Source organism: Microbacterium sp. zg.Y1084 (genome assembly GCF_024623595.1).
Taxonomy (GTDB): Bacteria; Actinomycetota; Actinomycetes; order Actinomycetales; family Microbacteriaceae; genus Microbacterium; species Microbacterium wangruii.
The window spans coordinates 179,627-206,278 of record NZ_JANJGV010000010.1 but is presented as its reverse complement, the minus strand read 5'-3'; the positions used below and the strand labels follow the sequence as shown (position 1 = coordinate 206,278).

General features: G+C 68.5%; 28 protein-coding genes and 1 tRNA gene. 17 read left to right on the top strand and 12 right to left on the bottom strand.

Annotated elements, in window-relative coordinates; genetic code table 11:
* Positions 1 to 5: 5 nt before the first annotated feature.
* Entirely contained in the window at positions 6 to 917 is a 912-nt protein-coding gene (locus NQ165_RS12735; RefSeq protein WP_257533739.1) for a transglutaminase family protein, read from the bottom strand.
* A complete protein-coding gene (locus NQ165_RS12730; protein ID WP_257533738.1) occupies positions 914 to 3,439 on the bottom strand; it encodes a circularly permuted type 2 ATP-grasp protein in 2,526 nt (841 codons plus the stop codon). Before NQ165_RS12730 ends, NQ165_RS12735 begins: the two co-directional genes overlap by 4 nt.
* A 123-nt stretch (positions 3,440 to 3,562) precedes the next feature.
* Between NQ165_RS12730 and NQ165_RS12725 the strand changes: the two genes are divergently transcribed.
* The 3 genes from NQ165_RS12725 to NQ165_RS12715 all read left to right on the top strand — a co-directional run bounded on the left by NQ165_RS12725 (position 3,563) and on the right by NQ165_RS12715 (position 5,484).
* Positions 3,563 to 4,063: an amino-acid N-acetyltransferase gene (locus tag NQ165_RS12725; RefSeq protein WP_257533737.1), complete on the top strand. Its 501-nt coding sequence runs from the start codon at positions 3,563 to 3,565 to the stop codon at positions 4,061 to 4,063.
* A gap of 49 nt (positions 4,064 to 4,112) precedes the next feature.
* The gene (locus NQ165_RS12720; RefSeq protein ID WP_257533736.1) at positions 4,113 to 4,796 is read left to right on the top strand and encodes a hypothetical protein; all 684 of its coding nucleotides are present in this window, start codon (positions 4,113 to 4,115) and stop codon (positions 4,794 to 4,796) included.
* Positions 4,797 to 5,076: 280 nt separating this feature from the next.
* A complete protein-coding gene (locus tag NQ165_RS12715; RefSeq protein WP_257533735.1) occupies positions 5,077 to 5,484 on the top strand; it encodes a dehydrogenase in 408 nt (135 codons plus the stop codon).
* 36 nt (positions 5,485 to 5,520) lie between these two features.
* Here NQ165_RS12715 and radA read toward each other — a convergent pair whose 3' ends face one another.
* From radA to NQ165_RS12690, 5 genes are all read right to left on the bottom strand, one after another.
* Positions 5,521 to 6,885 (bottom strand): DNA repair protein RadA, encoded by a 1,365-nt coding sequence (gene radA / locus NQ165_RS12710; protein ID WP_257533734.1) that lies wholly within the window; start codon positions 6,883 to 6,885, stop codon positions 5,521 to 5,523.
* A 73-nt stretch (positions 6,886 to 6,958) separates the two neighbouring features.
* On the bottom strand, positions 6,959 to 7,912 hold the full coding sequence (locus NQ165_RS12705; RefSeq protein ID WP_257533733.1) for an L-lactate dehydrogenase: 954 nt from the start codon (positions 7,910 to 7,912) through the stop codon (positions 6,959 to 6,961).
* A 59-nt stretch (positions 7,913 to 7,971) separates the two neighbouring features.
* Positions 7,972 to 9,369, bottom strand: a complete 1,398-nt coding sequence (locus NQ165_RS12700; RefSeq protein WP_257533732.1) for an MFS transporter — start codon at positions 9,367 to 9,369, stop codon at positions 7,972 to 7,974.
* Positions 9,370 to 9,882: 513 nt separating this feature from the next.
* Positions 9,883 to 10,686: an SDR family NAD(P)-dependent oxidoreductase gene (locus NQ165_RS12695; protein ID WP_257533731.1), complete on the bottom strand. Its 804-nt coding sequence runs from the start codon at positions 10,684 to 10,686 to the stop codon at positions 9,883 to 9,885.
* A gap of 38 nt (positions 10,687 to 10,724) precedes the next feature.
* Positions 10,725 to 11,228 (bottom strand): MarR family winged helix-turn-helix transcriptional regulator, encoded by a 504-nt coding sequence (locus NQ165_RS12690; RefSeq protein WP_257533730.1) that lies wholly within the window; start codon positions 11,226 to 11,228, stop codon positions 10,725 to 10,727.
* A gap of 106 nt (positions 11,229 to 11,334) precedes the next feature.
* On the opposite strand from NQ165_RS12690, the gene NQ165_RS12685 reads away from it, so the two are divergent.
* The 5 genes from NQ165_RS12685 to NQ165_RS12665 all read left to right on the top strand — a co-directional run bounded on the left by NQ165_RS12685 (position 11,335) and on the right by NQ165_RS12665 (position 14,401).
* Positions 11,335 to 11,425, top strand: a tRNA-Ser gene (locus NQ165_RS12685).
* 416 nt (positions 11,426 to 11,841) lie between these two features.
* A complete protein-coding gene (locus NQ165_RS12680; protein ID WP_257533729.1) occupies positions 11,842 to 12,246 on the top strand; it encodes a YjgN family protein in 405 nt (134 codons plus the stop codon).
* Positions 12,247 to 12,348: 102 nt separating this feature from the next.
* Complete coding sequence (locus tag NQ165_RS12675; protein WP_257533728.1) at positions 12,349 to 13,074, top strand: hypothetical protein; 726 nt, start codon at positions 12,349 to 12,351, stop codon at positions 13,072 to 13,074.
* Between the two features lie 710 nt (positions 13,075 to 13,784).
* The gene (locus NQ165_RS12670; protein ID WP_257533727.1) at positions 13,785 to 14,123 is read left to right on the top strand and encodes a hypothetical protein; all 339 of its coding nucleotides are present in this window, start codon (positions 13,785 to 13,787) and stop codon (positions 14,121 to 14,123) included.
* A 5-nt stretch (positions 14,124 to 14,128) separates the two neighbouring features.
* Positions 14,129 to 14,401 carry a hypothetical protein gene (locus NQ165_RS12665; protein ID WP_257533726.1) on the top strand — a complete coding sequence of 91 codons (273 nt, stop codon included), beginning with the start codon at positions 14,129 to 14,131 and terminating at the stop codon, positions 14,399 to 14,401.
* A gap of 271 nt (positions 14,402 to 14,672) precedes the next feature.
* On the opposite strand, the gene NQ165_RS12660 is transcribed toward NQ165_RS12665, so the two are convergent.
* Positions 14,673 to 15,182, bottom strand: coding sequence for a hypothetical protein (locus NQ165_RS12660; protein WP_257533725.1), 510 nt, complete (start codon positions 15,180 to 15,182; stop codon positions 14,673 to 14,675).
* A gap of 609 nt (positions 15,183 to 15,791) precedes the next feature.
* Between NQ165_RS12660 and NQ165_RS12655 the strand changes: the two genes are divergently transcribed.
* The 7 genes from NQ165_RS12655 (at position 15,792) to NQ165_RS12625 (ending at position 21,029) form a co-directional block, all read left to right on the top strand.
* Positions 15,792 to 16,172 (top strand): hypothetical protein, encoded by a 381-nt coding sequence (locus NQ165_RS12655; protein ID WP_257533724.1) that lies wholly within the window; start codon positions 15,792 to 15,794, stop codon positions 16,170 to 16,172.
* Between the two features lie 68 nt (positions 16,173 to 16,240).
* Positions 16,241 to 16,924: a hypothetical protein gene (locus tag NQ165_RS12650; RefSeq protein WP_257533723.1), complete on the top strand. Its 684-nt coding sequence runs from the start codon at positions 16,241 to 16,243 to the stop codon at positions 16,922 to 16,924.
* A gap of 807 nt (positions 16,925 to 17,731) precedes the next feature.
* The gene (locus tag NQ165_RS12645) at positions 17,732 to 18,130 is read left to right on the top strand and encodes a hypothetical protein (protein ID WP_257533722.1); all 399 of its coding nucleotides are present in this window, start codon (positions 17,732 to 17,734) and stop codon (positions 18,128 to 18,130) included.
* A 213-nt stretch (positions 18,131 to 18,343) separates the two neighbouring features.
* The gene (locus NQ165_RS12640) at positions 18,344 to 18,670 is read left to right on the top strand and encodes a hypothetical protein (RefSeq protein ID WP_257533721.1); all 327 of its coding nucleotides are present in this window, start codon (positions 18,344 to 18,346) and stop codon (positions 18,668 to 18,670) included.
* A 312-nt stretch (positions 18,671 to 18,982) separates the two neighbouring features.
* Positions 18,983 to 19,837 (top strand): hypothetical protein, encoded by an 855-nt coding sequence (locus NQ165_RS12635; RefSeq protein ID WP_257533720.1) that lies wholly within the window; start codon positions 18,983 to 18,985, stop codon positions 19,835 to 19,837.
* A 35-nt stretch (positions 19,838 to 19,872) separates the two neighbouring features.
* On the top strand, positions 19,873 to 20,172 hold the full coding sequence (locus tag NQ165_RS12630) for a transposase (protein ID WP_257533719.1): 300 nt from the start codon (positions 19,873 to 19,875) through the stop codon (positions 20,170 to 20,172).
* A complete protein-coding gene (locus NQ165_RS12625) occupies positions 20,169 to 21,029 on the top strand; it encodes an IS3 family transposase (protein WP_257533718.1) in 861 nt (286 codons plus the stop codon). Before NQ165_RS12630 ends, NQ165_RS12625 begins: the two co-directional genes overlap by 4 nt.
* A gap of 439 nt (positions 21,030 to 21,468) precedes the next feature.
* Here the strand turns inward: NQ165_RS12625 and NQ165_RS12620 are convergent, their stop codons facing one another.
* Together NQ165_RS12620 and NQ165_RS12615 are read right to left on the bottom strand one after the other, a co-directional pair.
* Entirely contained in the window at positions 21,469 to 22,335 is an 867-nt protein-coding gene (locus NQ165_RS12620; RefSeq protein ID WP_257533717.1) for a hypothetical protein, read from the bottom strand.
* A gap of 207 nt (positions 22,336 to 22,542) precedes the next feature.
* Positions 22,543 to 23,112: a hypothetical protein gene (locus NQ165_RS12615; RefSeq protein WP_257533716.1), complete on the bottom strand. Its 570-nt coding sequence runs from the start codon at positions 23,110 to 23,112 to the stop codon at positions 22,543 to 22,545.
* A gap of 184 nt (positions 23,113 to 23,296) precedes the next feature.
* Here NQ165_RS12615 and NQ165_RS12610 point away from each other — a divergent pair, with 184 nt between their 5' ends.
* Positions 23,297 to 24,640, top strand: a complete 1,344-nt coding sequence (locus NQ165_RS12610; protein ID WP_257533715.1) for a 3-phosphoshikimate 1-carboxyvinyltransferase — start codon at positions 23,297 to 23,299, stop codon at positions 24,638 to 24,640.
* 164 nt (positions 24,641 to 24,804) lie between these two features.
* Here the strand turns inward: NQ165_RS12610 and NQ165_RS14725 are convergent, their stop codons facing one another.
* Positions 24,805 to 25,017: a hypothetical protein gene (locus NQ165_RS14725; protein ID WP_374679392.1), complete on the bottom strand. Its 213-nt coding sequence runs from the start codon at positions 25,015 to 25,017 to the stop codon at positions 24,805 to 24,807.
* A complete protein-coding gene (locus NQ165_RS12605; protein ID WP_257533714.1) occupies positions 24,956 to 25,516 on the bottom strand; it encodes a GNAT family N-acetyltransferase in 561 nt (186 codons plus the stop codon). Before NQ165_RS12605 ends, NQ165_RS14725 begins: the two co-directional genes overlap by 62 nt.
* 212 nt (positions 25,517 to 25,728) lie before the next feature.
* Here NQ165_RS12605 and NQ165_RS12600 point away from each other — a divergent pair, with 212 nt between their 5' ends.
* Positions 25,729 to 26,628: a DUF808 domain-containing protein gene (locus NQ165_RS12600; RefSeq protein ID WP_257533713.1), complete on the top strand. Its 900-nt coding sequence runs from the start codon at positions 25,729 to 25,731 to the stop codon at positions 26,626 to 26,628.
* Positions 26,629 to 26,652 lie beyond the last annotated feature (24 nt).

The following is a 26,652-nucleotide window of genomic DNA, read 5'->3' as shown; positions in this document are numbered from 1 at the left end:
TCGTTTCAGCCTGCGGTCGGGACGACGGGGACCGGTGCGTCGGCGACCGGGGCGACGTCGACCTGCACCCGCAGGGTGGAGTTCTTCGCCTCGGTGAAGATGATGCCCTTCACCGGCGACACGTCGCCGTAGTCGCGGCCCCACGCCACGGTGACGTACCGGTCGTTCGCCCACTGGTCGTTGGTGGGGTCGATCGCCAGCCACTGGTCGGTGCCCGGCATCCAGACGGCCAGCCAGGCGTGCGAGGCATCGGCGCCGAACACACGCTGCTTTCCGGGCGGCGGCTGGGTGGCGAGGTACCCGCTGACATAGCGGGCGGCGACGCCGTGGGCGCGCAGGCACGCGAGCGCCAGGTGCGCGAAGTCCTGGCAGACCCCGGCGCGGGTGGCGAGCACGTCGGCGACCGTGCTGGTGACGGTGGTGGCGGTGCTGTCGTAGGCGAAGTCGGCGTGGATGCGCTGCATCAGATCGGTGACGGCCTCGCCCAGCGGACGACCGGGCGTGAGGGATGCCGCGGCGTACGCGGCCGCTTCGGGCTCGTGCGCCACCCGCGGCGATCGCAGCGCGTACTCCACCGCCTGCCAGGCGCCCGGGTCGGCGCCGTTGAGCAGCGGCCGCGCGTTCTCCCACGGCTGGGCGAGGGCGTCGCTGTCATAGCGGGGAGGGTCGACCTCGATGTCGCTGGCGGCCTCGATCACGAGGGTGCTGTGCGGCTCGATGACGTGGAAGTAGGTGGCGCCGTTGCCGAAGTAGTCGACGTCGCGGTCGACGTCTCCCGGCTGGGGCGAGACGGTCACCTGGTGGCCGTGCACGCGCTGCCCGGGGAGAGCACGGGGAACGAGATGGAACAGTCCCACACTGTCTTCGACCTCGTCGCTGTACGTGTAGGTGGTGCGGTGCCAGACGCGGTATCTCATGCGCCGGCCCGTTCCTCGACGAGCGCCAGCTCCGACAGCGGCAGCGGCGGCGGACCGCTTTCGAAGTGCACGTGTGCGACGGAATCGGCGAGCTGCTCGAGCTGCGCGATGACGTCGACGAGGAACTCGGTGAGCGCGGGGCGGTGCTCACCGTCGGGCGCGGTGAGCACCGCCACGTCGACGTGGTCGAGCGCCGTCTCCAGGTGCTCGAGCAGGCGCTCGGGGCGGGTGGATCCGGTGGATGCCGGCATCGCCGCGAGGTGGCCGCGCAGCGCGGCGAGGCAGAACGTCAGCGACCGGGGGTTGCCGCCGTCCAGCAGCAGCAGCTCCAGGGCATCGGCGGTGCGCACCGACCCGCGGTAACGGCGTCGATAGGTGACGATGCTCTCCGACGCGGTCAGCATCGCCTCCAGCACTTCGCGGTCGGCTCGGTAGTCGCGGCGGCGTGTGGCGGTGGCCACGAGCAGATGGCACAGCTGCAGCGCCCGTTCGAGGCTGCGCCCCGCCTCGATCATGTGCCAGCCGGGGTCGCGCATCATGCTCGCCGTAACCCCCTGCAGGGACAGGATCGCCGTCAGCATCCGCCCGGCCGATTCGGCGGTGCGGTGGGCGTGCGGCGACGCCCGCAGCGCCCGGGTGGCACGGTCGATGGCGGAGAACACCCGCCAGGTGTCTCCCGAGAGCTGGTCGCGCACGCCCATCAGCGACTCGCGGAGGTGGGCCAGGGCGTGGGCGGCGCCACCGGTGCGCGTGGCATCCAGCAGCAGGGCGCGCAGCTCGGCATCCGCATCAGGACCCGCGTCGCCGGCCAGGCGCCGCAGCGCCCCCCGCAGCACGTCGGTGCTCTCGGCGGCCTGCGAGGTGGGACGCCGGCTCAGCTGCTCGAGCTGGTGGTGCGTGGTCAGCAGCAGGCGCAGCAGGTCCTCGGCGCGCTCGGCGTAGCGGCCCACCCAGAACATGTCCGCGAGCGCCCGCGGAGCCAGCGGTGGCACGGTCGGGCTGATGGTCGGTGGCGCGCTCTCGATCAGCCCCTGATCGGGGTCATCCTGCGTCGCCTTCAGCACCCACACGTCCTTGGTGACGGGACCGCTGTCCGCGTCGGCGAGCACGGTCGCGAGCCCGCCGACGAGCGGCCGGTAGGCGGACCCGTAACGCAGGGTGAAGCTGCGGAAGACCACCGGCCAGGCCTCGGCCCGCGCGCGATCGGCCCACACCGGCGCCTGTGACAGGGGCAGCAGCTCCTGCCCGACGAAGCGGTGCGGCTCGGCGAGGATGCGCGCGCGCAGCTCGGCCGGCGACGCGGCGGCCAGGGTCGCCCGCGGCTCGTCGATCGCGCGCACGATCAGCGCGGGGTCGTCGGCGGCGAGACGCTCCAGCACCTGCTGCCGCGCCTCGGGGTCGCCGCACCACAGTGTCGGCACCGACGGCAGGCGCAGCTGTTCGCCGAGCAGGCGCTCGCAGGCGGCGGGGAGGAAGGGCATGAGACCCGGGTTCTCCAGCACGCCCGCACCCAGGCCGTTGACCAAGCGCACATGGCCGCGGCGAACCGCCTCGGCCAGCCCCGCGACGCCCAGGCGCGAGTCGGCCCGCAGCTCCAGCGGGTCGCACCACTCGGCATCCACCCGCCGCACGATGACGTCCACGCGCTCCCGCGGTGCGGTGCGCGGCCAGCCGGCGGGCTTCATCCACACCCAGCCGTCGCGCACCACCAGGTCGCTGCCCTGCACGAGCGGCATGCCCAATGCGTTCGCGAGGAACGCCTGATCGAAGGCCGTCTCGGAGTGAGGGCCGGGGGAGAGCACGGCGACCTGAGGGGATGCCACGCCCGGGGCACTGTCGAGCAGCGCCGCGCGCAGGGCGGAGAAGTACGGCTCCATGCGGTGCAGGTCGCTGCCCTGATAGAGATCGGGCAGCACCTGCGCGATGACGCGACGGTTCTCCATCGCGAAGCCGAGGCCCGAGGGTGCCTGCACGCGATCGGTGAGCACGTGCCACTCCCCGCGCGCATCGCGGCCGAGGTCGGTGGCCGACAGCAGCAGCGGCTGGGTGTCGACGACACCGGGGCGCGCGACGGGGCGCGCGAAGCCGGAGTGGCCGAAGACGCACGCCGACGGCACGACACCGGATGCCAGCAGCGTCTGGGGGCCGTACAGGTCGCTGAGCACGGCGTTGAGCAGTTCGGCGCGCTGGGCGAGGCCGATCTCGAGGCGCGCCCACTCGGGGGCGTCGATGACCAGGGGCATGGGGTCGAGCTGCCATGGCTGGGCGCCGCCGTCGGGGCGCACGTAGGTCACTCCGTCGTCGGCGAGGAAGCGGGTGATCTCGCCTTCGACACGGCGCAGCTCGTCGGGGGTGAGAGCGAGCGCCAGGTCGGCCATGGACTTCCAGGCGGGGCGCAGGCCGCCGTCGGGGGCGACCACCTCGTCGTAGCGGGTCATGTCGTCCCGGCCATCCCGCGACGGAACGGCGAACGGGAGCGTCGGCTGGGTCACCGTCGTGGCGTAGTCGCGCAGCACACTCACGTCTGCGCACCTCCTCGCATCGTGGTGAGCGGCTCCGGGGAGAGCGCGCGGTACGAACTTACCGGAGCCGCACGCTCAGCCGCCGCCCGGCGTCGCCGCGCGTGAGCGGCATAGGCTGGAAGAGTGAGCAGCTTCACCGTGCGTCCGGCCCGCACCTCCGACGTGCGCGGCATCCTGGAAATGCTCGACCCGTACGTGCAGCGGCGCATTCTCCTCGGCAAGGACATCGTCGTGCTGTACGAGTCCGTGCAGCAGTTCGTGGTCGCCGAGGCCGATGGCCGCCTGGTCGGCTGCGGCGCACTGCACGTCATGTGGGAGGACCTCGGGGAGGTCCGCACGCTCATCGTGGTGGACGACTGGCTGCACCGCGGTGTCGGCCGCGCCATCGTGGAGCGGCTCGAGGAGGATGCCCGACGGCTCGGTCTGTCCCGGCTCTTCTGCCTGACCTTCGAAGTGGACTTCTTCGTCGCCCGCGGCTTCGAGCCCATCGGCGAGCACGTCGTCGACCCCGATGTCTACTGGCAGCTGCTGCGCAGCCGCGACGAGGGTGTCGCGGAGTTCCTCGACCTCGCTCACGTCAAGCCGAACACCCTGGGCAACACGCGCATGCTCAAGCGGCTGTAGCGGGCGCGCCCGACGCCGACCCGCCGGGGTCGCGACGTAGCCTGGGATCATGTCCGAGCCCGTCCGCCGCCGGCCCACCCCTGCCGTCTACCGCCGCCGCCGTCTGACGGTGCTGCTCGCTCTCCTTCTCGTCATCGCCGGGGTGGTGCTGCTGGTGTGGCAGCCCTGGAACGCCGATGCCGCCGAGACCGGGCCGCGCCCGGAGCCCACCCCCGCGGTGTCGTCTCCGGCACCGACCCCTGCGCCCACGACCTCGGCACCGCCGAAAGAGGCCACACCGGATGCCGAGGTGCCCGAGGACCCGGACGCGGGTTCCGATGCGGTCGGGGAGTGCACGTCGGGGATGGTGGAGGTCGCCGCGGTGACCGACAAGCAGTCCTACCCGGCCGGTGAGAACCCGCAGCTGTCCATCTCGCTGACCAACACCGGCGGCGTGGCGTGCACCATGAACGTGGGCACGACGACGCAGGTCTTCACGATCAGCAGCGGCGACGACGTCTGGTGGCGATCGACCGATTGCCAGAGCGAGCCGAGCGATCAGACCGTCACGATCGACGCCGGGCAGACGGTGTCCAGCGCCACCCCGCTCACGTGGGACCGCACCCGCTCGTCGGTCTCGACGTGCGGCGACACCGACCGGCCCGTCGCCCCCGGCGGTGGGTCGTCGTTCCACCTGAAGGTGGCCATCGGTGGGGTGCAATCCGCCGGGAGCGCGCAGTTCCTCCTGCAGTGATGCGTCGCTGAGCGGTCCACCACCGTCCTCACGTCGGCGAATCTGAGGGAATTCTCATCGATGTCCCCCAAAGAGGGGACACCTGGGTTGGGGGGCTTGGACTAATCTTGAGATCAGTTCCTGCACGTTGTCCCCCTCTGTCCCCAGCAGTTGAGTGAGGCTTTCCCCAAGGCCCCACACCGGGAAATCCAGCGGCAGTGAGCGTTGGGCCCTCTCGAGTCCCCCAGTCCCCAATGGGCGGCCCGAGAGGGCCCCTTCTTGTCCTCGGTACGCTGGGGGGATGGTCCGCAAGAAGAAGACGAAGCCCGTCGGCGCGGAGCATTTCCGCAACCCGCAGCTGAGCGATGCCCTGCAGACCCAGGACATGGCGGCGGTCGCGTTCGCCCTGCGCCACGGACCCACCGTGGTGCCCCTCATGCGTCCGGGAGCACGCGACAACCCGCTGGACGTCGGCGAGGTCTGGACCTACCGCGACCCGAACTCCGGCGAGCTCGCGCTGCTGCTGTTCAGCGACGCGACGCACAAGCCCGCCACGTTGCCCCCGGGCGTCGCGCTGCAGTCGCCGGCGTGGCTGCGGGAGTTCCTCGCCACGCACCAGGACCGCATCACGACCGTCTTCTTCGATATCGCCGGGCCCCACCCGATGCAGGCATCCCCCGCCGACCTCATCGCCGCGCTCGACGCGTGAGGCGTCACCGCGCGTAGCCCTCCGCGGCCGCCGCTGTCAGAACGACGGCTCGTCGCCTGCCTCGGTGCGGTGCAGCCGCGGCAGGTCGCGCAGGGCATCGCGCAGCGTCTTGGACGACGCGTCGAGCACCGTGCGGTAGCCGAGCCGTGCCGCTTCGCTGCGCCGCTGCTCGGTCTGGGTGACCGCGCGGATCTCGCCGGCGAGGCTGAGCTCCCCGATCGCGGCGAGCTTGGACGGCAACGGCCGGTCGCTCACGGCGCTGGCCACGGCCAGGGCGATGGCGAGGTCGGCGGCCGGCTCGGTGAGCCGAACGCCTCCGACCGTGGACACGTAGACATCCTGGTTGGAGACCGTGATCCCGCCCTTCTTCTCCAGCACCGCCAGGATCATCGCGACGCGCGCGCCGTCGACCCCGCTGACGATGCGCCGGGGGTTGGGCGCGCCCGTGGCCATGGTGAGGGCCTGCACCTCCACAGGCAGCGCCCGGCGGCCCTCGAGCGCAACCGTCACGCAGGTGCCGGCCTCGCGCGAGCCGTGCCCGAGGAACAGCGCGCTCGGGTCGGCCACCTCGGCGATGCCCGACCCCGTCATGTCGAAGCAGCCCACCTCATCGGTCGCGCCGAACCGGTTCTTCAGAGCGCGCACGAAGCGCAGCGACGTCTGGCGGTCACCCTCGAAATGGCACACGACGTCGACGAGGTGCTCGAGGATGCGAGGCCCCGCGATGGAGCCGTCCTTCGTGACGTGCCCGACGATGATGACGGGGAGATCGCGCTCCTTCGCGACGCGGATGAGGGTGGATGCCACCTCTCGCACCTGCCCGGGGTGGCCCGCCAAGCCGTCGGACAGCGAGGACGACACCGTCTGCACCGAGTCCACGATGAGCAGCTGCGGCTGCACCTCGTCGACGTGGCCGAGGATCGTGGCGAGGTCCGTCTCACTGGCCAGGTACAGCTCGTCGTGCAGGGCTCCGGTGCGCTCGGCACGCAGGCGCACCTGCCCGAGCGACTCCTCGGCACTGACGTAGAGCACGCGACGCCCGACCCGGGCGCTCTGCGCCGCGACCTCGGTGAGCAGCGTGGACTTGCCCACACCGGGCTCGCCGGAGAGGAGGATCGCCGCTCCCGGCACGAGCCCGCCTCCGAGCACGCGGTCGAACTCGCCGATGCCGCTCGTGGTGCGGGACGCCTCCTGCGTCTGGACCTGCGTGATCGGCCGTGCCGCGCGTGCGGCGCCTGGCGCCACCGGAGTGACGGTGCGGGTGATGCCGGTCTGCTCGCCCGACTCGACGACGGTGCCCCACTGCTGGCATTCGCCGCAGCGGCCGACCCACTTCAGGGTCGTCCAGCCGCATTCCGTGCATCGGTACGGTGCAGCTGTCGTGGGGCGTCGTGTGGCCATGCGGCAAGGCTAATCGCCGCCACCGACAGCGGCGGCATCCGCCCCTCTCAGCGGCTCCCTCGCCGGCGGTGACTCACTCCCGCAAGTCGTCGGCCACGCGGCGCAGCGCGTCGGCCGAGCGACGGAAGAGCCCCAGCTCGCTGGGTGAGAACGAGGTCTCGCGAATGGGCTTGGCGCCCGCGGCGCTGATGATGGAGGGCACCGAGAGCGCGACGCCGGAGACGCCGTGGAAGTCGTCCAGAACGGCGGAGACCGGCATGACGGCGTGCTCGTCATGCAGGATCGCCTCGACGATGCGCGCACTGGTGATGCCGATGGCGTAGTTCGTGGCGCCCTTGCCCTGGATGACCTTGTACGCCGCGTCGCGCACGTCCACCGCGATCTGGTCGAGCTCGTCCACCGTCATGCGCGGGTGGCCCTCGGTCTCCCAATCGAGGATCGGCACCGTGCCGATGTAGGCCTTCGACCACAGCGGGAACTCGGTGTCGCCGTGTTCGCCCACGATGTACGCGTGCACGCTCGACGACGAGACACCCGCACGCTGGGCGAGCTTCCAGCGCAGGCGCGAGGTGTCGAGCACGGTGCCCGACGCGAAGATGCGCTCGGGCGGCAGCCCCGTCGCCTCCTGCGCCAGCACGGTCAGCACGTCGCAGGGGTTGGTGACGATGACGAAGACCGCCTTGGGGGCCACCTCGAGCAGCTGCGGCACCATCGTCCGGAGGATGTTGGCGTTGGTGCCGGCGAGCTCGATGCGCGTCTGCCCCGGCTTCTGCTTGGCACCCGCGGTGATGACGATGACGTGCGAGCCTTCGGCGACGGAGATGTCGGCGCCGCCGATGATGTCGCTCGTGCCCGTGAACTGGGTGCCGTGAGCGAGGTCGAGCACCTCGGCCTCGGTCTTCTCCGCCGCGATGTCGTACAGCGCGACGTGCCGAGCCGATCCGCGGATCAGCGCCGCGTAGGCGGTGGAGGAGCCGACGCTGCCGGCGCCGACGACGGTCAGTTTCGAATTCTCGATCACAGTCATGTGGCCAGTCTGGCAGGGGCGGATCCCGCTGACTACGGGTGCCGTGAACGGCGGTGTGTCTACGGGGATGTGGCCGCCGGGTCGTCCTCCGCGGTCGTCGCCGGACGAGGGGTGCGGATGCCGAGGAACGACACCACGCCGCCCGCAGCCATGAGCACGGCGGTCGCGACGGCCGCGCGGTGGAAGCCCGCCAAGTCGAGCGATCCGCCCACGATCGCGGCCAGCGTCGCGATGACGATGAGTCCGGCGACGCGGGAGACGGCGTTGTTGACCGCCGAGGCGATGCCCGAGCGGGCGGGCTCGATCGCCCCGAGGATCGCCGCCGTCAGGGGCGACACGGTCACCGCCAGGCCGAGTCCGAACACGATCATGCTGGGCAGCACCTGCCACCAGTAGTCGAAGTCCTCCGACACGGTGAGAAGCAGCAGCGACCCGGCGGCCATGAGGAAGGGGCCCACCGTCATGAACAGGCGCGGACCCAGCCGCCCCGCGAGCGCTCCCATCCGCGAGCTGAGCAGCACGAGCAGCACCGTCGTGGGGATGCTCGCCAGCCCCGCGAGGGTCGCCGAGAGTCCTGCGCCCTGCTGCAGGTACACCCCGACGACGAAGCCGTTCAGCGCAAGCGCGCCGTAGATGAACGCGGTGGCCACGTTCCCCGTCCAGAAATTGCGCACCCCGAAAAGGCCGAGGGGGAGGATCGGATGCCGCGCCGTGCGCTGCCGCCACAGGAACGCGGCGAACAGGGTCACGCCGACCGCCAGCGGCATCCAGATCGCGGGCGAGGCCCAGCCGAGGTTCGGCTGCTCGATGAGCGCGAAGACCATCCCGCCGAGGCCCAGGGTGCATAGCGCCGCACCGATCCAGTCGATGCCGGCATCCTCTCGCCGGGTGTCGCGCAGCTCGAGCCGGGGGAGCAGCCAGAGCGTGACGGCGATGGGGACGACGTTGATGACGAACGCGAAGCGCCATGAGAGGTAGTCGACGAACAGGCCCCCCACGAGCGGGCCGGCGATGGTGGCGGCGGTCGTCAGCGCCGTCCACACCCCGATCGCGTGCGCCTGCAGTGGGCCGCGCATGCTGGACGTGATGAGGGCGAGCGAGCTTGGCACGAGGAACGCGCCCGCGGCGCCCTGCACCGCTCTGGCCACGATGAGCAGCAGCGGGTCGGGGGCGAGGGCGATGGCGACGGATGCCACGCCGAAACCGATCAGCCCGATGCGCATGACCAGGATGCGCCCGAAGGCGTCGCTGACCGAGCCCGCCAGCAGGATCAGCGAGCCGAGGGTGATGAGGTACGCGTCGACCGTCCACTGCTGCGTGGTGAGGCCGCCGCCGAGTTCCCGGCCGATGGCGGGGAGGGCGACGTTGACGATGCTGCCGTCGAGGAAGGCGACGAACGAGGCGAGCACCGCGATGGTGACGACGAGGCGCTGCTGCCGGTTCATGGTCTCGGCCATGCCGGCACGCTATCCCTCGCGCGGGTCGCGCGCGGGCTTGGGTTGAGCCGCGGGGGTCCGGTGCGCGCGCTGCTCGTGTGTCGCGTATGGCGGGTGTCGCCGGGCTCGGACCCGCCGTTCGTGACACCGGAGCGGCGCGGGGTCGCGCGGGCCGCGCCGGGTGCGCCGGGGGCGGCGGTGGGCGGGCGGGCGCCCGGGGGTCGCTCGTGTGTCGGGAATCGTGGGTGGGCGGGGGCGTGACCCGTTATTCGTGACACCGGAGCGGCGCGCGATCGGGCGGGCGCGCCCGGCGGGCTGCTCGTGTGTCGCGGATGGTGGGTGTGCGGGGGTGCGACCCGCGGTTCGTGACACCGGAGCGGCGCGGGAGCGGCGCGCGGAGGCGCGGGAAGGGCGGGCGCGGAGGCGCGGGAAGGGCGGGCGCGGCGCGGGAAGGCGCGGACGTCGGGCGCAGGGGAAAGGCGGGGGATGCCCGGGGGGTGGCATCCCCCGCCTGGTCCTGTCGGCCCGGGCGGGTCAGTGCTGCGGGTCTGCCCAGCTCCAGATGTCATCGCCGCGCAGCGACGCGTCGGCGCCGCCGTCGTCGTAGATGACCTGGCCGGCGAGGTGGGTGTTCTCGGGGCCGGTGAGCCAGATCAGCAGGTACGCGATCGACTCGGGGGACTGGTGGTAGTTCAGCGGCATGGGCACCGCGGCATCCACCATCGCGGCGCCTTCGGGCGTCTTCAGCAGCTCGGCGGTCATCGGGGTGATGACTGTGCCGGGGGCCACCGCGTTCAGCGGGATGCCGGCGCCGGCCCAGGTCGGAGTGACGGACGCGCGACGCACCCAGCGCGACAGCGCCCGCTTCGAGGACGGGTAGACGAGATACCCGATCTGCGGGCCCTGCGCGGCCAGTCCTTCAGCGATCTCCAGTGCACGCGGCTCGTCGCCTGCGAGGGCCGCCTCGACCATCTCGGGCGAGTTTGGCTGCAGGGACGCCATCGACGAGACGACGGCGGCGCGGGGCGCCTCGGACTTCTGCAGTGCCGGCAGGAGGGCCTCGAGCAGCTCGGTGACACCGAAGTAGTTGACCGAGATCGTTTTGGCGATGGGCGCCGAGATGCCGGCGCAGGCGATGACGGCGTCGATGGTGCCGCCGGCGAGGTCGATGGCCTTCTCGGCGGCCTGGGCGCGACCCTCACGGGTGGAGAGGTCCGCCTCGATGTCGGCGTTTCGCAGGTCGATGCCGATCACGCGCTCGCCCCGCTCCTGCAGGATGCGCGCGGTCGTGGCGCCGATGCCGGATGCTGATCCGGTGACGACATAGGTGCGGGGCATGGTTGCCTCCTTTGTTCCGGGCCCGGGTGGGGCCGTCTTCAGGCCGACGGATGGTCGGACGTGGGTGCAGCGGGCTGATCGGCGTCGGCTCCGATCGCGGCTTCGACGAACCGCGAAGTGAGGTGTGCGAAGCGGCTGCGCTCCGCGGCATCCCACCCCTGAAGCGCCTCGTCGACCATCTCGCGGCCGCGCTTCACCAGCAGAGCGAAGACATGCTCGCCTTCCGGAGAGAGCGCGACGATGCTGGCACGCCCATCGTCCCGGTCGGCGGATCTGGTCACGAGGCCCGCCGCTTCGAGCCGGGCGAGCTGCTTGCTCATGGTGGGCCTGGTCAGTCGCAGATCGGCGGCAAGGTCGCCCGCGCGCATCGGGCCGACCAGGCCCAGGGTATAGACGGGGCGGATGTCGCCGGCATCGATGCTCAGTCCCGCTTCACGGGCGACTGCAACCTGCCGCGTGAGGGTGGCCCACTGGGCCATCAACTGTGTCAGCGACGTCAGGAGGACCGCCTCGGGGGTGGGGTCCGCCGTCGTCCCGTCCATGATCAGATTCTACGCGCAGTAGTTGCCTCAGGCAATTAAGTTGAGGCTGTCCTTGCCCGGGCGGCTCGATTGGCGGCGGTGGCCCGTCTCGCGTACGATTGTCCGCGGTGACGTGTCCGAGCGGCCGAAGGTGCAACTCTCGAAAAGTTGTGTAGGGTAACCCCCTACCGTGGGTTCAAATCCCACCGTCACCGCCACCGAAACCCCCGCAGATCCCCTGGAAACACCGGGATCGCGGGGGTTTCGTCATTGGGTCGTGGCTGCAGCGGTAACGCAGCGGTAACGCTTTGTGGGGACCTGCCTCCGATACTTCGCAATAGCGTCGGCTCGACGCGTCGCGGGGATGCTGTCGTACGAGTCGCGCTCTCCGAGCTGCCAGTTCCCTTTGTCGATGATGTGCTCTCGCCCCAAATGGTGCCTGCTCGCGCGAATGCCCGAGTTCAACACCTCCCGGTGGCGCACCTCGGCCGACATCCGGCCGATAGTCCCTCCTGAGCTTCCGGCTCAGACGATGGCCACCTCCGCAAAGCTGCGGGGGCGGCCGCGGCGCAACACCCCGGCAAAGCTGCCGGTTACCCGATGGCGCTCGCGCCTCTCGACCCGAAAGAGAACCATGACCACTCCTGAGATCCAGCCGCCCGTGGTGGCGCCCCACGCCGCCCAGCGCAACTCGTTCTCGCCGGCTGCTCCGGCCGCCACGCAGCTGCACTTCGGCTTCGACGGCGGAGCCGCCACCTGGCTCGGCGTCGGCATCGGCGGCTTCCTGATCACGGTGTTGACCCTCGGCATCTGCTACCCGTGGGCGGTCGTGATGACCTACCGCTGGAAGTGCAAGCACACCTACGTCAACGGTCGCCGCCTGCGCTTCACCGGCTCGTCGGTGGGTCTGTTCGGCATGTGGATCAAGTGGTTCCTGCTGACGCTCATCACCTTCGGCATCTACAGCTTCTGGGTGTACCCGCGCCTGCAGAAGTGGATCGTCGAGCACCAGGAGATCGATCCCGCCAACGCTCGCTGAGCCAAGGCCGCAGACCCGCCTCTCCGCTGACGGGGGGCGGGTCTTCACCCAGGGGCAGCCGCAGCCCCAACTGCCACCAAGCCCCCAACCCCAGGAACCCACATGAGCACCTCGAGTAACGACGCTGAGCCGTCGACCTCACCCCCATCGTCCAAGCTGCCCCGCTTGAGCGCGCATGTCCCGAAGCCGGTCTGGATCACCCTCGGCGTCGGCTTCGCCATCCTCGCGTTGGTGCTCGCGCTCGTGCCCGTCGTCGGTGGGGCCATCGCCCGGAACAACGCCACAGAGGAACTGCACCGCGCCACCGGCGCCGTCATCGCCGCCCACGACGCGCACGCGGCAGCCGAAGAGAAGCTGTTCGACGCGCGCATGAGTGCGAGCGCTGCGCATGACGAGACGGCACGCTTCGTCAAGGAAACCCGCGGAGACCTGCTGAGCGACCCTTCAACCCTCGAAACGCTCGCGGCGTCGTTGGCCCAGCTGCTCGACGTCGCCAGCCTGGAGCTGGACGACGCTGGCGCGCCGGTCGCGCCTGAGCAGCCGACCCCTCAGCCCGCGGCAGAGACCCGGGAGGCCCCGGACAGCACCGACGAGATCCGCACCCTCGCCGAGGAGCAGCTCGGTCTGGCAGCCGAGCTCCAGACCCGGACCGCCTCTCTCCGCGAGGCGGCCGAGGCGATCGACGAGCACGTCGACTCGCTGCAGCCGCTCACGGATGCCGTGCTCGCTTCCGCATTCGAGTACGGCTCGGCGCTCTCCGGCATGGAAAAAGCCGACGAGGCGTCACGCCAGGGCTTCAGCGCTGCGGTGAAGGCTCTCGGCGACTAGGAGACACCAGCCGCCGAGCGCTTCGCTGGGTACCGGGGAGCCGCCGACGCCATGAAGGCGTCCCACGACGCCGCGGTCGCCGCCGAACAGGCCGCAGCCGAGGAAGCCACCCGCCAGGCACAGGGCCGAAGCGATTCCTCTGGGAGCGGCGCCACCAACCGCGGCGGAAGCGCCGGCGGGTCCTCCGGAGGTGCGACCGGCGCCGGCTCAGCTGGAGGAGCGTCTGGTGGTTCTTCTGGTGGCGGTGGTGCTCCTGCGCCGGCGCCTGCTCCCGCGCCAGCGCCTGCTCCCGACAGCGGCTACATAGATCACGGTGCAGTCAAGACGCCCGCGAAGTTCACCACGGGCGCGAACTACGTCGCCTACGACCAGTGCGACGCGATCTTCTACGCTTCACACCAGGTCGGATGGGGTGGCACGTCCACCAGTGGTGGCTCGATGGGCGCTCTGGGTGCCCCCTGGTCGGCAACGGTCAGCGGCGACACCGTCAGGTATTACCTCTGCGGCTGACGGGTCTCCATCAGCGCCGCCGCAGCACCAGAAGCCGCCCCGAGAAACACGCCGGGGCGGCTTCTGGTCCTTCTTGCCCGCAATGCCCCTGTCCGAGCCTTCCAGTAGCGTTTCACGACCCGCCTCTTCCCGCTCGTTTACGAGCGCCGGAGCGGGTCTCTGCCCGCCGGAAGGCGCGGCATCTCACCAGAGGAGTCCTCATGTCCGAGATCACATTCGGCAGATACAAGACCTCGATCTTCATGATCCCCGGCCTCGACGAGCTCAACGACGAGTTCGTGGCGGTCCTGCGCGATCCCATGCGGGACAGCGTCGCGCGTACGGACGCTCACGTCCCGGTGCTGGAGGATGTCCTCAAGCGCTACTTGAGCCACGACCAGATTCCGCTTCGCTCGGACACGCCGGCGGCGCGGGGCGCCTGGACGGCTCTCGAGGCCGCTGCCGATCGAGCCTTCGGTTACTTCGAGGCGCTCAGCGGAGATTATCTACCCCCCGAGAGCGAGCGGCTGGCTCAGACTCGCGACGGCAAGGGGCATTGAACCCGATGAGCCTATTCGACCTCGAGGACGACCTCATGTTCGGGCTCTACCCGGTGTCGACTGCGAGGGAACTGCTGGACCGGAATGAGGTCCCCCTCGAGCTGGCCCCGGAAGGCTCGATCGTGATGATGATCGTCGAGAGATCTGCCCTCGACGTCGACCAGTGGAGCGAACAGCAGAACGGCGACTGGCAACTCGCGGAGCATGTGCGGCGCGTTCCCAGGCGAAACATGCCGAAGGAGTTCGAGAGCCACACCATTCTTCGACTCGATCAATAGGGAGCAGAGTCCCGACCCGCTCTACGCCGAGGCGAGTGTGCGTGTCGTCGAAAAATGGCGGCGGGCGCGAGACGCGGCGTCGAATCGCGTCTGAACTGGGCGCGGTGGTAGCCAGACCTCCCCGGTCACGACGATCTCGCTACCACCGCACCGGTACCCGCGCGATCTGGTCCTGAACGACCGGACGGTGTCCGTGTGATGCGCTGCTCGGTCATACTCATATGCGTGACGCCGCCCCCGCGTGAGAGCAAGTGCCGGCGCCCTGCAATCCTCATCGCAGGACGATGATCTGGTACCGGTGGGGAGCTGCAGAGATGAACGCCTCAGCGTTTGCGACCGCCTCGGCCTCCGTGAAGAAGGCCTTTCCGATGGGAGCGGTTGTTCCCCACTTCTCGCCGATGCCGGCATCGTTGTAGCCCACGACGATGATCGTGCGACCCGTCTTGGACTCCTGCTCCTCTTTGAGTCTCAGTCCCGCTGAAAGCGAGGGCGAGAGCGCTTCAGGGTGACTGTTAGCTTTGAGCTCCACCACCCTGGCATTGAGCGTGTCAACGACGGGCTGAGGCAGCGGCTCGTCGGGGACGATCAACACGTGCTCCCCGGACGGCAGCTGGTATGCCCGTGGCTTGGAAGCCATGTACGCGTTCTCGTTCAGCTCTGCGGCCGTCTCTGCATCGAGGATGTCGCCGGCTTTCGCGTCGGCAGGCAGGAGCTCGCCCTCGCCCTCGCCCTCGGCGTCGGCGTCGGTCTCCTCGGGAGCTGCGGTCTCAAGCTGGGTCACGGAACTGGGCTCCGGCTCACTTGTCGTGGCAGCCGCACTGCAGCCCGTCAGGACGAGGGCCGCGGCGAGAGCGAAGGGTGCGGCGGGAAATAAGAGCCTTCTCATGAGCACAGTCTGGCCCACCCCACCGTCACCGTCCCGCGCCGCCCGGCGCCCCGTCTGGGGGGGGGGGGGGGGGGGGGGCCAAAACCCCGGGGTGCCCGGGCCCCCCCCCCCCCCCGGGGGGGGGGGGGGGGGGGGGGGGGCAAAGCGCCGGGTGTCAGCGTGCGCCCGCAGAACGCGGGGATGGCGCGCGCCGATATGCGGTTCCGAGCACTGCCGGACGGGGGGACGTCCGACCTGCTGCAGAGACCTAGCCAGGAACGTTGCCACACGAGGGGCGTGCCGGGCGAGCGTGGGGGACGCTCATCCTGCCGTCCCGGCCAGCATCCACGCTACCTCGTCGCCAGCCCGCCGGATGCCGTCGGGCACCTGTTCCCCGTTCACTGCCGGCGACCCGCCGGATCCGTGAGACCACCCGCCCGCAGTGACCGTAGAGTGGGCCCCCAAGGATGACTATCAGGTGGAACTAGGGTGTCTTTTCTGGTGGTACGGGGGTATCATTGACGCATGGAGACGCTCACCCCCACGGCAGCACACGATCGCACGATGCGGATGGACATCCATGACATCGTGCGTGAGCTGAACGGTGCGCTCGGCCCGACGCTGGTTGCCGCTCTCGCCGGCTCGAAGGACCGCAAGCTTCCGATCCGCTGGGCGAAGGAAGACGGACCCGAGCCCCGCGTCGAGGCCTCCCGCCGGCTCACCTTTGCCCACCGTCAGTGGTTGCTGCTGGCCGCCGCCGACGGCGAACACGTCGCGCGCCAGTGGTTCATCGGGAGCAACCCGCAGCTTCACGAAGACACTCCCATCACCGCCATCCGCGAGGATCGGCGCAACGACGTCGCCGCGGCAGTGAAAGCCTTCATCGAGGGCTCCGCGGCCGCGTGAGTACAGGTCGCACCTGCAGCCGGACCGGGCTGCGGATCCTCGACGCCGGCGGCGCAACCGGATTCCGCGTGGGCAAGCGCGAGTACGATCCGCTCTCCGCCGCTCCTCGCACCGCAGGTGACTCGAGGGAGTACTGGAACCGGTACGACGCCCCCGGCCAGACGTTCTACATCGCCGAGACGACCGAGGCTGCGTACGCCGAAGTTCTTGCACCCTTCAAGCGTGCGCTCGGAGCGACAGACAGCCTCGCCAAGGATGCGGAGTCCCTCGAGATGTCCGTAGAGGAGTTCGTCGAGGAGGTCGCCCGCGAGTGGTCAGAGCTCGACTTCATGGGCCTGGGTGCCATCCCAGCTGGATGGCGCTTTGACCGCGGCATCGTCCGCGTTCACCTGCCCACCGGTGCTGCGCTGGTCGACATCGAGCATCCCGACTCAATCGCCGCGATCGAGCGGATGATGTCGGCGGAGCTGGCGACGCTCGGTCTGTCGCAGCTGACCACAGGTGTGCTCCGCGGGGAGGACCGCGTCGTGACGACCGCGATCGCGGCGACGGTGAAGCATGTCAGGCTCGACGACGGCTCAACGCCTCTCGGGATTCACTTCGGGAGCAAGCACGGGGCCGCCTGGTGCAAGGCCATCTGGCTGGATCACCCGCTCGCGGGAGATCTCATCGTGCTCTCGCCAGAACCGATCCTCGTCACCGACGACGCGCTGCGCACGGTCGCAGATCGCTTCCGCATCCGTGTGTTCTGACCGCCGGTCGCCCACGTCGGCCCGGTCACCCTTGCCACCGCCGTGCCGCCGGGCGATCGCCGCCACCTCGATCCGCCGCGGAGGTACGACATGACGACCCGCACGACTCCTTCCACCGCGACGCCGGCATGCCCGACGTGCGGGACGTGGCGATGCTCCGCGTGCTCGCACACCCGGGCCTACGCGAATCGCTTCTCACAGACCCCGCAATCGTGCTCATCCTGCGGCAGCGGCGAAGGATCCATGCTGCCGGTGACTCACCGCCCCGGTCGCGCGGACGACCACGCCTCGAGCTGTGCCGCGCTCGTGCGCTCAGGCATCACGGCCCGCTACCCACTCGAGTAGTCACCGCGGGTCGCACCCGGGGCCGTCGTGCGCCCGCTCGATCACGCACGTGCTCAGCCCCATCTCACTTCAAGGGGTCTGTACTTAGGCCGCGATAATCACACTTATCCCGACTATTCGGCGAGAGCCCCATCTGCCTGGGGACGATGTGGCGGCACATCCTGTCGCACGAGGCGCCCCGCGATCGGGCACCACACCGGGCAGGGCGAACGGTCAGGGCGGCTGTCAGCCGATCGAGGCCGAGAGATCGAAATCTGGACCACTAAATGCCGGGCAGCCCTCCCGCAGGCGGAGCCGGGGAATCGCGCTGGTCGGCCGCATACGGCGGGTGCGAGCGATAATCCCTGCCGCCAGCCGCGCACGTCGCGCCAAGAGCGGGCATATGTGCGATCGAGGACCCTGCTGCGCATTCCCGGGTGAGCACCCTTGCGGGTTGGGCGGACGTCTTGTGAGGATTTCGGGATGAACACCATAGAGCAGCGCCTGGCGGCACCACTCGACACTTCTCGACGCACGGCGCGTACGTCGTGGGCTCCGCTGATTGTCACTGCGGTGCTCACGACTCTCTTGCTCGGGGTCAGCGGCTTTCTCTTTGGGACCGTTCAAGGTGACATTCCTTGGCCTGCCACACCAGCAGAAGAGACGGTGTACTACACGGCGCGCGGGCTCGGGTGGGGAGCCGCCGCGGTCGCCTTCGCGGGAGCGATCACGGTCGCAGTGTTCCCTCCGAGCCTCACCCGTGGTGTCCGGTGGTTCTGGGGCGTGGTCACGCTCATCGGGTCAGGATTCGTGGGCGCCATCGCTTTCTTCACCGCATACGCGTTCGCCCAAGCGAACTACCTCTTCGCATTCACTTCCTGAGTCGAGCGCGGTAGGCACCCGTCGGCGCCGACCGGCGGCACGTTCACCAGCCCCGGTGCAGATGCGAGCTGCTCATCGGCTCGCTCGGCACGTCCGCTCAATCAGACCGCACCGAAGAACACCGCCCGTGGGAGGACCCCGCTACGAACGTGGCGGCTGTCAGGGCGCCATTCTGGCTGCGCGCGATAGCGTCGGATTGAGCCGGGAGGTCAGATGCAAGCCGAGTGGGACGAGTCCTTCTTCGAGGCCGAGTCGGAGGACGCATTCGTCTACTGGGTGTGCTTTTGGACTGGGGACGATGTTGAAACGCCGGCGCAGCACAACCCGCAGCGAGTCTCTGGTGCCGACTCGGTGGAGGAAGTCCTCGCCTGGATTTCCCGCGAGAGAGGCGAACGAGGGTTCGAGCTGTTCGTCGAAACCGTCGAGTACGCGGAGTCGCGCGACGTCGGCTGGGCACCTCACCGCAAGCTTGTTCGTCTGGCTGGCAACTTTCGTCCTGCCAACGCCCAGGTGACGATCCCTCTGATTCGAGCGCACTGACGATCCTTGCCGGTGCGCCCGGAGCACGACCGGCATCCGCGCGATGTGCGCCGGTCGACTTGGTACTTCGCGGCGCCAATCGCGCGGCTACGACCGTGGCGATCACTAGAGCGACCACATGACCACTCCGGGCAAGCGCGCCGACGAAGTTTTCGGCGTATCACAACAGGTCCGCGACGATTCGTACGTAGATCGAGCTGGGCTGGACGCGACGGTAGCAAAGTATCTGCGCAGAGACGTGCATATCTCCCTACGGGCCCGAGCAAAAGTGGAAAGTCCTGGCTACGACAGCTGGCAGTCCCGGATGCCATTGTGGTTCAGTGCCGCCTCGACAAGACAGCCGAAGACCTCTATAAGGAAGCGCTGGGGGCTCTGGGGATAAACCTTGTAATCCGGGGGACGAAAGGCGGCAACTTTGCGGGTCACGTTGAGTCGTCCGTGACGCTGGGGCAGTCGCTCATCTTGAAAGTGGCCGGGAAGCTTGGACTGTCTTACACGAGGTCCGAGGAATTACAGCTCGAGCCCGTCAGCCAGGACGTCAACGACCTTCGCTTCGTCGCAGAACTGCTAAACGAGAGCGGTCGGAGGCTCGTGATCGAGGACGTTCACTACCTCTCGCATGAAGAGCGTCGGCGCCTCGCGTACGATCTCAAGACTTTCTGGGACTTCGGCGTCTTCGTCATCATCGTCGGCATCTGGAGTCAGCAGTCACTCATCGACCTGAACCCCGACCTGAGCACGCGAGTCCGCGAATTCTCGCTCAGCTGGACGCAGGACGACCTTCTTCGAATCATCGACAAGGGGCAGAGCGCGTTGAACCTGTCTATCGATGCTCAGGTAAAGCAGAAGCTCGTCTCCCATGCTTACGGAAATGCCGGCCTGCTCCGAGCGCTGGCGCTCGGGTTGCTGGATGAGGCTGGCTTTGATGTCAGTGCTCCCGAAGTGTTCGAGGTTTCCGACGCGAATCTGTTCGATAGTGCCGCCATGGCGCTCGCTGAAAGCCTGAACCCGCTCTACCAGTCCTTCGCAAAACGGACGTCGGCGGGAATCCGAACACGCCAGAACAGCACCGGTATCTACGCTCACACCATGGCTGTGATACTCGATTCGGACGACGACAAGTTGATCAACGGCATTGGAGCTGAACCCGGTCTTGTGGACACTTGATCTGAGCGGCGAGAGTCGTTCGTGAAGGAGTCGTCATGCCTGCAGCTCACCCGGTGGAGTTTCGTCGGAGGGCGGTCGCGCTCGCGCGGTCGAAGGAGAAGCCGATCGCGCAGCTCGCGGCCGATCTGGGGATCAGCGAGTCGTGTCTGCGACGGTGGATGAAGATCGCCGACGTCGACGAGGGCGTCCAGGAAGGCGTCACGTCCGACGAGCGGGCGGAACTGGTTCGGTTGCGGCGGGAGAACAGGGTTCAGGCTGCGGAGATTGAGATTCTCCGGCAGGCGTCTGCATACTTCGCGCGGGAGGTGGTCGGCCCAAAAGGGTCTTCCCGGTGATCGACCGTCTCGTCGCCACCGGGATCGACGCAGCCCTGGCGTGCCGGGTGCTGCGAGTCTCCCGCTCGGGCTACTACGCGTGGAAGAGCCGGCCAGCTTCGGATCGATCACGGGCCGACGCGGAGCTGACGGGCACGATCGTCCGAATCCATCAGGACTCGAGGACCAGCTATGGCGCGCGTCGAGTGCATGCCGAGCTGCGGCTCGGGTTGCAGATCCGGTGCGGGAAGAAACGTGTCGCACGGCTGATGCGCCTGGCGGGGATCGCGGGGATCAGTCACCGTCGCAAACGCGGAAAGTCGCGTCCTTTGCCGGCGCCGCACGAGGATCTCGTGCGGCGGAAGTTCGTCGCGGATGCTCCGGACAAGCTCTGGGTCACGGACATCACGGAACATCCGACGAAGACCGGGAAGGTCTACTGCGCTGCCGTCGTGGACGTGTTCTCCCGCCGCGTCGTCGGCTGGGCCATTGCCGACCACATCCGCGCCGAACTCGTCGTCGACGCCCTCGACATGGCGAGGTGGAGACGCAAACCCGAGGCCGGGACCGTGGTGCACTCTGACCGCGGATCCCAGTACACGTCCTGGGTGTTCGGGCACCGGCTCCGACAAGCTGGGCTCCTCGGATCGATGGGCAGGGTCGCGTCCAGCGTCGACAACGGACTCATGGAATCGTTCTGGTCCACCATGCAGCGCGAACTCCTCGACCAACGCGTCTGGCAGAGCCGAGATGAGCTCGGGCAGGCGATCTTTGAATGGATCGAGGCCTGGTACAACCCGCGCCGCCGCCACTCCGGCATCGGAGACGTCTCACCACTGGAGTTCGAGAACACCCACCACGCCGCCCTCGCGGCATAATTCAACACACAACCCGTGTCCACCGAACCGGGTTCAGCTCCATTCACGCACGCACGATCTATCGTGAGGCGCACGCTCGTGAAAAGCGCATCCAGCAGCCGAATCTCAAGACGATCTTGCGACACCTTGACAGCCTTCAGATCGATCAGGATGGGCGCGGTCTCGTCGTCACCTATGACGAAGGCCAAGAGGAGGTTAGTGTCGTCGATCTTCAACTCCTCCTGTACCGCAAGTTCAGCACAGTCAAATGGCCCTGGGAGGAGATCGTGCAAGAGACGGACGGGCGGGACGCCTACCAAGCTGACCTGCTGTTCTAGCTTCGGAGCTCACCTAGTCCCCGCCACGCCCGATCAAGGATCGATGGTCGGCGAAGGCCGCTAGGGAAGGCGACGATGCGGCGCCAGCTCGTTGCTCGGCGCTCGCTGAATCGGTGCACGGATCATCGGCCATCGGCGGAGGCGACCTGTGCCTCGTCGATGTCGAACGTTTTGAATCCCCCGGCGGGAGTGGCGTCGCTAAAGGCCGCCATGTTCTCAAGATGGTGGCGGATGAAGAACTCGGTGTAGACCATCCGGCTCCACAGCGACTGCCTGCCGCCGTTGAGGGTGAAGTCCGCCCAAGCGCGAATCTCCGGAGCGATGACAACGCCCGTGAGGTCTGCGGCAACGTCGAAGCGCGAGATTGACTTGCTAGTAATGAACCGGCCCACAGCGAGCTCACCTTCGATGTGACTGTATGGCCGAACAGTCTCGTCGAAAGTTGCCGTGACCCCCTGCGGTACCCGAAGTCGAATGCGATGCTCGTCCACTCGCCCGATTCCTACGTGGGCCGCACGGTGTCGATCGGTGCGTGCCAGTTCGTGAACCCAATAGGTCAGATTGCTCTCTGGTCCGTACGGGGATCGGTAGGGCTGTGCCTTCTCAAGCTTGTCGAGAATCTCGACGGGCACCCCGGACAGCCGCTTGCGCTGGTCAACGAACTCTCCGGGCGTCGAACAGATCGGGTACTGGATGCGTTCGGCTTTTGGCGGGGGGTTCTGGCCGGTCGCCGCCGCGACCCAGGCGTAAAGTCCGTTGTCCAGCGCGGCTCGTAACGCAGAAAGCCAGTCGCTGAAAATCATTGAAAGCTCAATCGGCGCCGGCTCACGCATGACCGCGAGAATCTCGAACTCCCGCTCGCCCGTCTCACGGACGTCGATATCCCACGGGTGCACCGCGATGTAGTCCGCCCACGCCTTCGAAAATTCGCGGCGTCTGGCCCCCGCCCGATCAATGCGGGCGAAAGCTAGGTCGAATAGTTCTTGCACGATGCCAGGCTATGAGCCTTCGCCGACATTGATCTGAACAGCTGCACGAGTATGTGTCATCTGTTGGAGTGTGCGAAGCGGTCCGCTGGCCGTGCACTGCCCGAATGCGGATAGCGATCGGACGGACTGAGACCCGCCCGCGAGGCCCCGCTTTCGAGTACCGCCCGCCAAGGGATGGCCCCCGGCGGGTCGGCGAGTGGCGGCTGCTCAGGGAAGGGTCGATCGCCCACCGCGGTGCTTCTTGAGCGCCTCGGGGGATGGCCACGTTCCTAGCCCCGGGAAGTAGCGGCCGGTCTCCTGGAGCCACCGGTCAAAGCTGGGGATCCGAATTCTGCCAGCGCGTCGCGTAGACGACTCTTCGCGCCAATATCCGACACCGGCGAGCACGAGCGTGAGGTAGTCGGCGGCAAAGTCGATCCAATGGCGGTCAGGGTTGAAGAACTCGCGACAGTCGTCGACCGGAATTCTGTCAGCATGACCAAGGCCAGTAGCTTCACCTAGCGCGGCCCGCAAGCTGCCTTCTAGGTGCGCCCACTGCCGCGGCATTGCGGAGCGCTCGGCCTGCGCGGTCGCCATGCAATTGATGACTGCCGTCGCCCACGTCGTGGTATCCGTGGCGATATCCCGCTGCTGCAGCAACCTACTGATGGGTAATAGCGCATGGATGAGTGCCGTCCCGCTGGCATGGCGGCGGCTCCATCGAAGCTGCGACTCCGTCATCTTTCCTGTAACGAGCGCAGCCGAGACAGCTCCTGCTGCGGATACGACGTCTGTCATCGTGACCTCCCGAGCGAATCATGCAACGGACATCCGACATCCGCGATGCGGCAAAGCAAACGGAGTCGGAGACGCATCGCATCGGCACCGCACGCGAAGGCGCCGCCCACGCGCACTGCCCGTTTACGGATGGCGCCGAACGGGGGTCTTTCGCAACTCACCGGCGTTCCCTATGGTGCGTGGCATGGACAACGCACAGCTATCTCCAAGGTTCATCGCCTCTCCGGCTGAGTGGAGGGCCCCCCAGGCCGCGGGGCCCTTGGATGGCGTGGTCGCTGTGCCGGGTTCGCAGGCGCAGACCTATCTCGAAATCGTTCTTGCTGCCAGTGCAGAGGGCTCAAGCCTGCTGATGCGGCCGTTGCATTCTGACTTTTTGGCGGGCGTGATCGAGACCTCGCGCGTGCTGGGCGTGGATATCCGGGAGGTCGCCGGTACTGGGCCTTTCGGCCCGGATCTGGTCGTCGATCCCTCCGCTGCGCTCGCCACCGATGCGGTGGTGAGCATCACCGAGCCCGACGGCGTTGCCCCCGTCGCTTTCGCCGTCGCCGGCCGTGCCTCGGGCAGTGTAACCGTGGAAATTCACGAGAGCCGGTCGCACCGTCCGCTGGGCGAGGTGATCAAGGTTCTCCGCAGCATCGGTTGTGACCTCAACGACGCGGGCACATGGACTGTGCCGCTGACCGTGCACGGGCGCGGACACATCCGGGGGGGCCACGTGGAGATCGACGTCAACCGTTCATCCATGCTTGTCTCGACGCTGCTGCTGGCCGCTCCGCGGTTCGACGTCGGTCTGACGCTCCGCCACGTCGGCCAACCGCTGGGAAGCCTCCCCGACATCGCCATGACCGTCGAAGCACTCCGCCGGCGCGGCGTGTACGTCGACCAGCCGACACCTACCGAGTGGATCGTTCCCGGGGGGCCGGTACGGGCCAGAGCCGCGACCATTGAGCCCGATCTGTCACTTGCGGCACCGTTCGTCGCCGCCGCGATGATAGCCGGCGGTCGCGTATCCGTCCCAGGGTGGCCCGCTCATTCCGCGCAGCCAGCCGCCCGGCTCGCCGAGATTCTGGTGCTGATGGGAGCACGCGCACGCCGACGCGGCGGAGCTTTGACTGTCACCGCTGGCGCCGAGCGCATCATCCGGCGCGCGTGCGTCGATGTGTCGGAGATCAGTGAACTCACCCCCATCCTGGCCGCCCTCGCCGCCTTCGCGGACGGGCCGTCCACTTTCACCGGACTGAAGCCCCGCACCGGGAACGAGAGCACGCACATCGACGCACTAGTGGACAATCTTCGTGCCATCGGCGGTGAGGTGGAGGAACTACCTGACGGTATCCGCGTGGTTCCCCGCCCACTGACCGGCGGGGTTTGGCGAGCCGACCATGACTACCACGTCGCCACCGCCGGAGCCCTGATCGGACTTGCTGTACCCGACGTCACCGTCGACGACATCGGTTCGGCGACTGGGGACCTGCCCGAGTACACGAAGTTGTGGGAGCGATTGGCGCGCGGTTCCCGTGCCCGATAGCGGTCCATGAGCAAAGAAGAACGGCTGACGGGCGTGAGAACAGCTGTCATGACATGCCGCGAGATCGCCAGCCCTCCGGGCCCGGGACTTCGCCGCCTCACCGCGCTGAGCGGACCGCTCATGCTGCTGCGGGTCGCTGTCGTCGCTTCTGTCAAGGGACCGGGTCACGTCCACGAACACGTGGAAAGCACCAGCAGATAGCCATCCGGGTCCTTGAGCGTCACGCCGTGCTCGTCCCAGTACGGGTTCCGTGAGGCGCCCCGCGAGCCGCCCGCCCTTTCAATCCGTGCAATGAGTTCACTGTCTACCGGCCCCTCAAAGTAGAGAACTAGGAGGGCTTCGTCGGTCGGTGTCGGGACGATCTCGGAGTCCCGCACGATCGCCAGGTGCCACCAGAGGCAGTTCGAAGCACAGCGACGTGGGCATCGACGCGACGTACGGCTCGTACACGGGGATCGGCGTGAACCCCGCGGCCGTGTACAGCGCGATCGATTCGGGCTGCGGCTTCCCGGTCTGCAGGATGACGCGTCGTGCGCCCTCCGCGCGCGCTCGTTCGATCACCGCGGTCGTCAGAGCCCGACCGACACCCCGGCGCCGTGCCACGGCGGGCACGATGAGTCGCTTGAGCTCGACGTCCACGCCGAGGCGGCGCAGCATGACGTGCCCGAGCGGCGTGCCGTCGTCATCGAGCGCGAGGAAGGTCGCGATGACGTCGTCGGGGCGCACGCGCAAGGCCTCCCGGCGCGCCGCGGTGAGTTCCGGATCCTCGCCGGACGTCACCGGCCCGTACCGAACGGTCAACTCGTCGTCCAGCATCCCGCGCAGCCCGACGGCGCGCGCGTCTTCGACGGGGACCTCCTCGATGCGCACAGTCACTTTCCCATCCTGCAGCGCACGCGTCCTCGACGTCGACCGTGCGGATGCCGCGGGGTGGCGGCATCCGCACCGATCCCCTCCGCCAGCCGCTCCGCCCGCCCCCGCGGCACGTCGAGAGTTCCGCCCGCGAAGGGATATCCTCGCTCGGGGCCTTCAGCGCCCCCGTGTCCGGCGCGTCGCCGCCACGCCCCTTCGGGAAGAGAAGGTCACACATGTCGGTCGGACTCCTCGCCGTCGTCGACGACATCCTGACGGCCGCACTCAAGGCCAGCGCCAAGACGGCCGGCGTCGTGATCGACGACGCCGCGGTCACGCCCCAGTACGTGCAGGGCATCACCCCCGCCCGTGAACTGCCCGTGGTGTGGAAGATCGCCCTCGGCAGCCTCGTCAACAAGTTCGTCATCATCATCCCGATCGCTCTGCTGCTCACGGCGTTCGCGCCCTGGGTGCTGCCGTTCCTGCTGATCATCGGAGGCGGCTTCCTCTGCTTCGAGGGCGCTGAGAAGGTGCTGGAGTGGTTCGGCCGCGAGCACGCGCACGCCGACGACGAACCCCGCGACGAGAAGAAGCTCGTGCTGGGTGCGGTGCGCACAGACCTCATCCTCAGCACCGAGATCATGCTCATCGCCCTGGCGAACCTCGACCCCGATTTCGGCATCTGGATGACGCTCGGCGCGCTGGCCGTCATCGGCCTGGCCATGACGATCGTGGTCTACGGGGCGGTCGCGCTGCTGGTCAAGATCGACGACGTCGGGCTGCGGCTCATGAAGAGCGCCTCGCGCCGGGTGCGGCGCACCGGCGCCCGGATCGTCGCCTCCATGCCCGCCGTCTTCCGGGTCATCAGCGTCATCGGCACCGTGGCGATGCTGTGGGTCGGTGGTCACCTCGTGATCGCGAACCTCGCCGAGACTCTCTGGACGGGACCGTACGACCTCGTGCACCTCGTGACCCACGCGATCGAAGCCGCGGGTCCCGTCGTGGTCTGGGTCGTGGACACGCTGATCTCCGCCGTCTTCGGTCTCGTGCTCGGACTGCTGATTTTCCTCGTCGTCACGGGCATCTCCCGCCTGCTGAAGCGCCCCGCGGCCACCGAGTCGCACACGACCTCGTAGGGCGTTGCGAAGACCCCGCCCGCG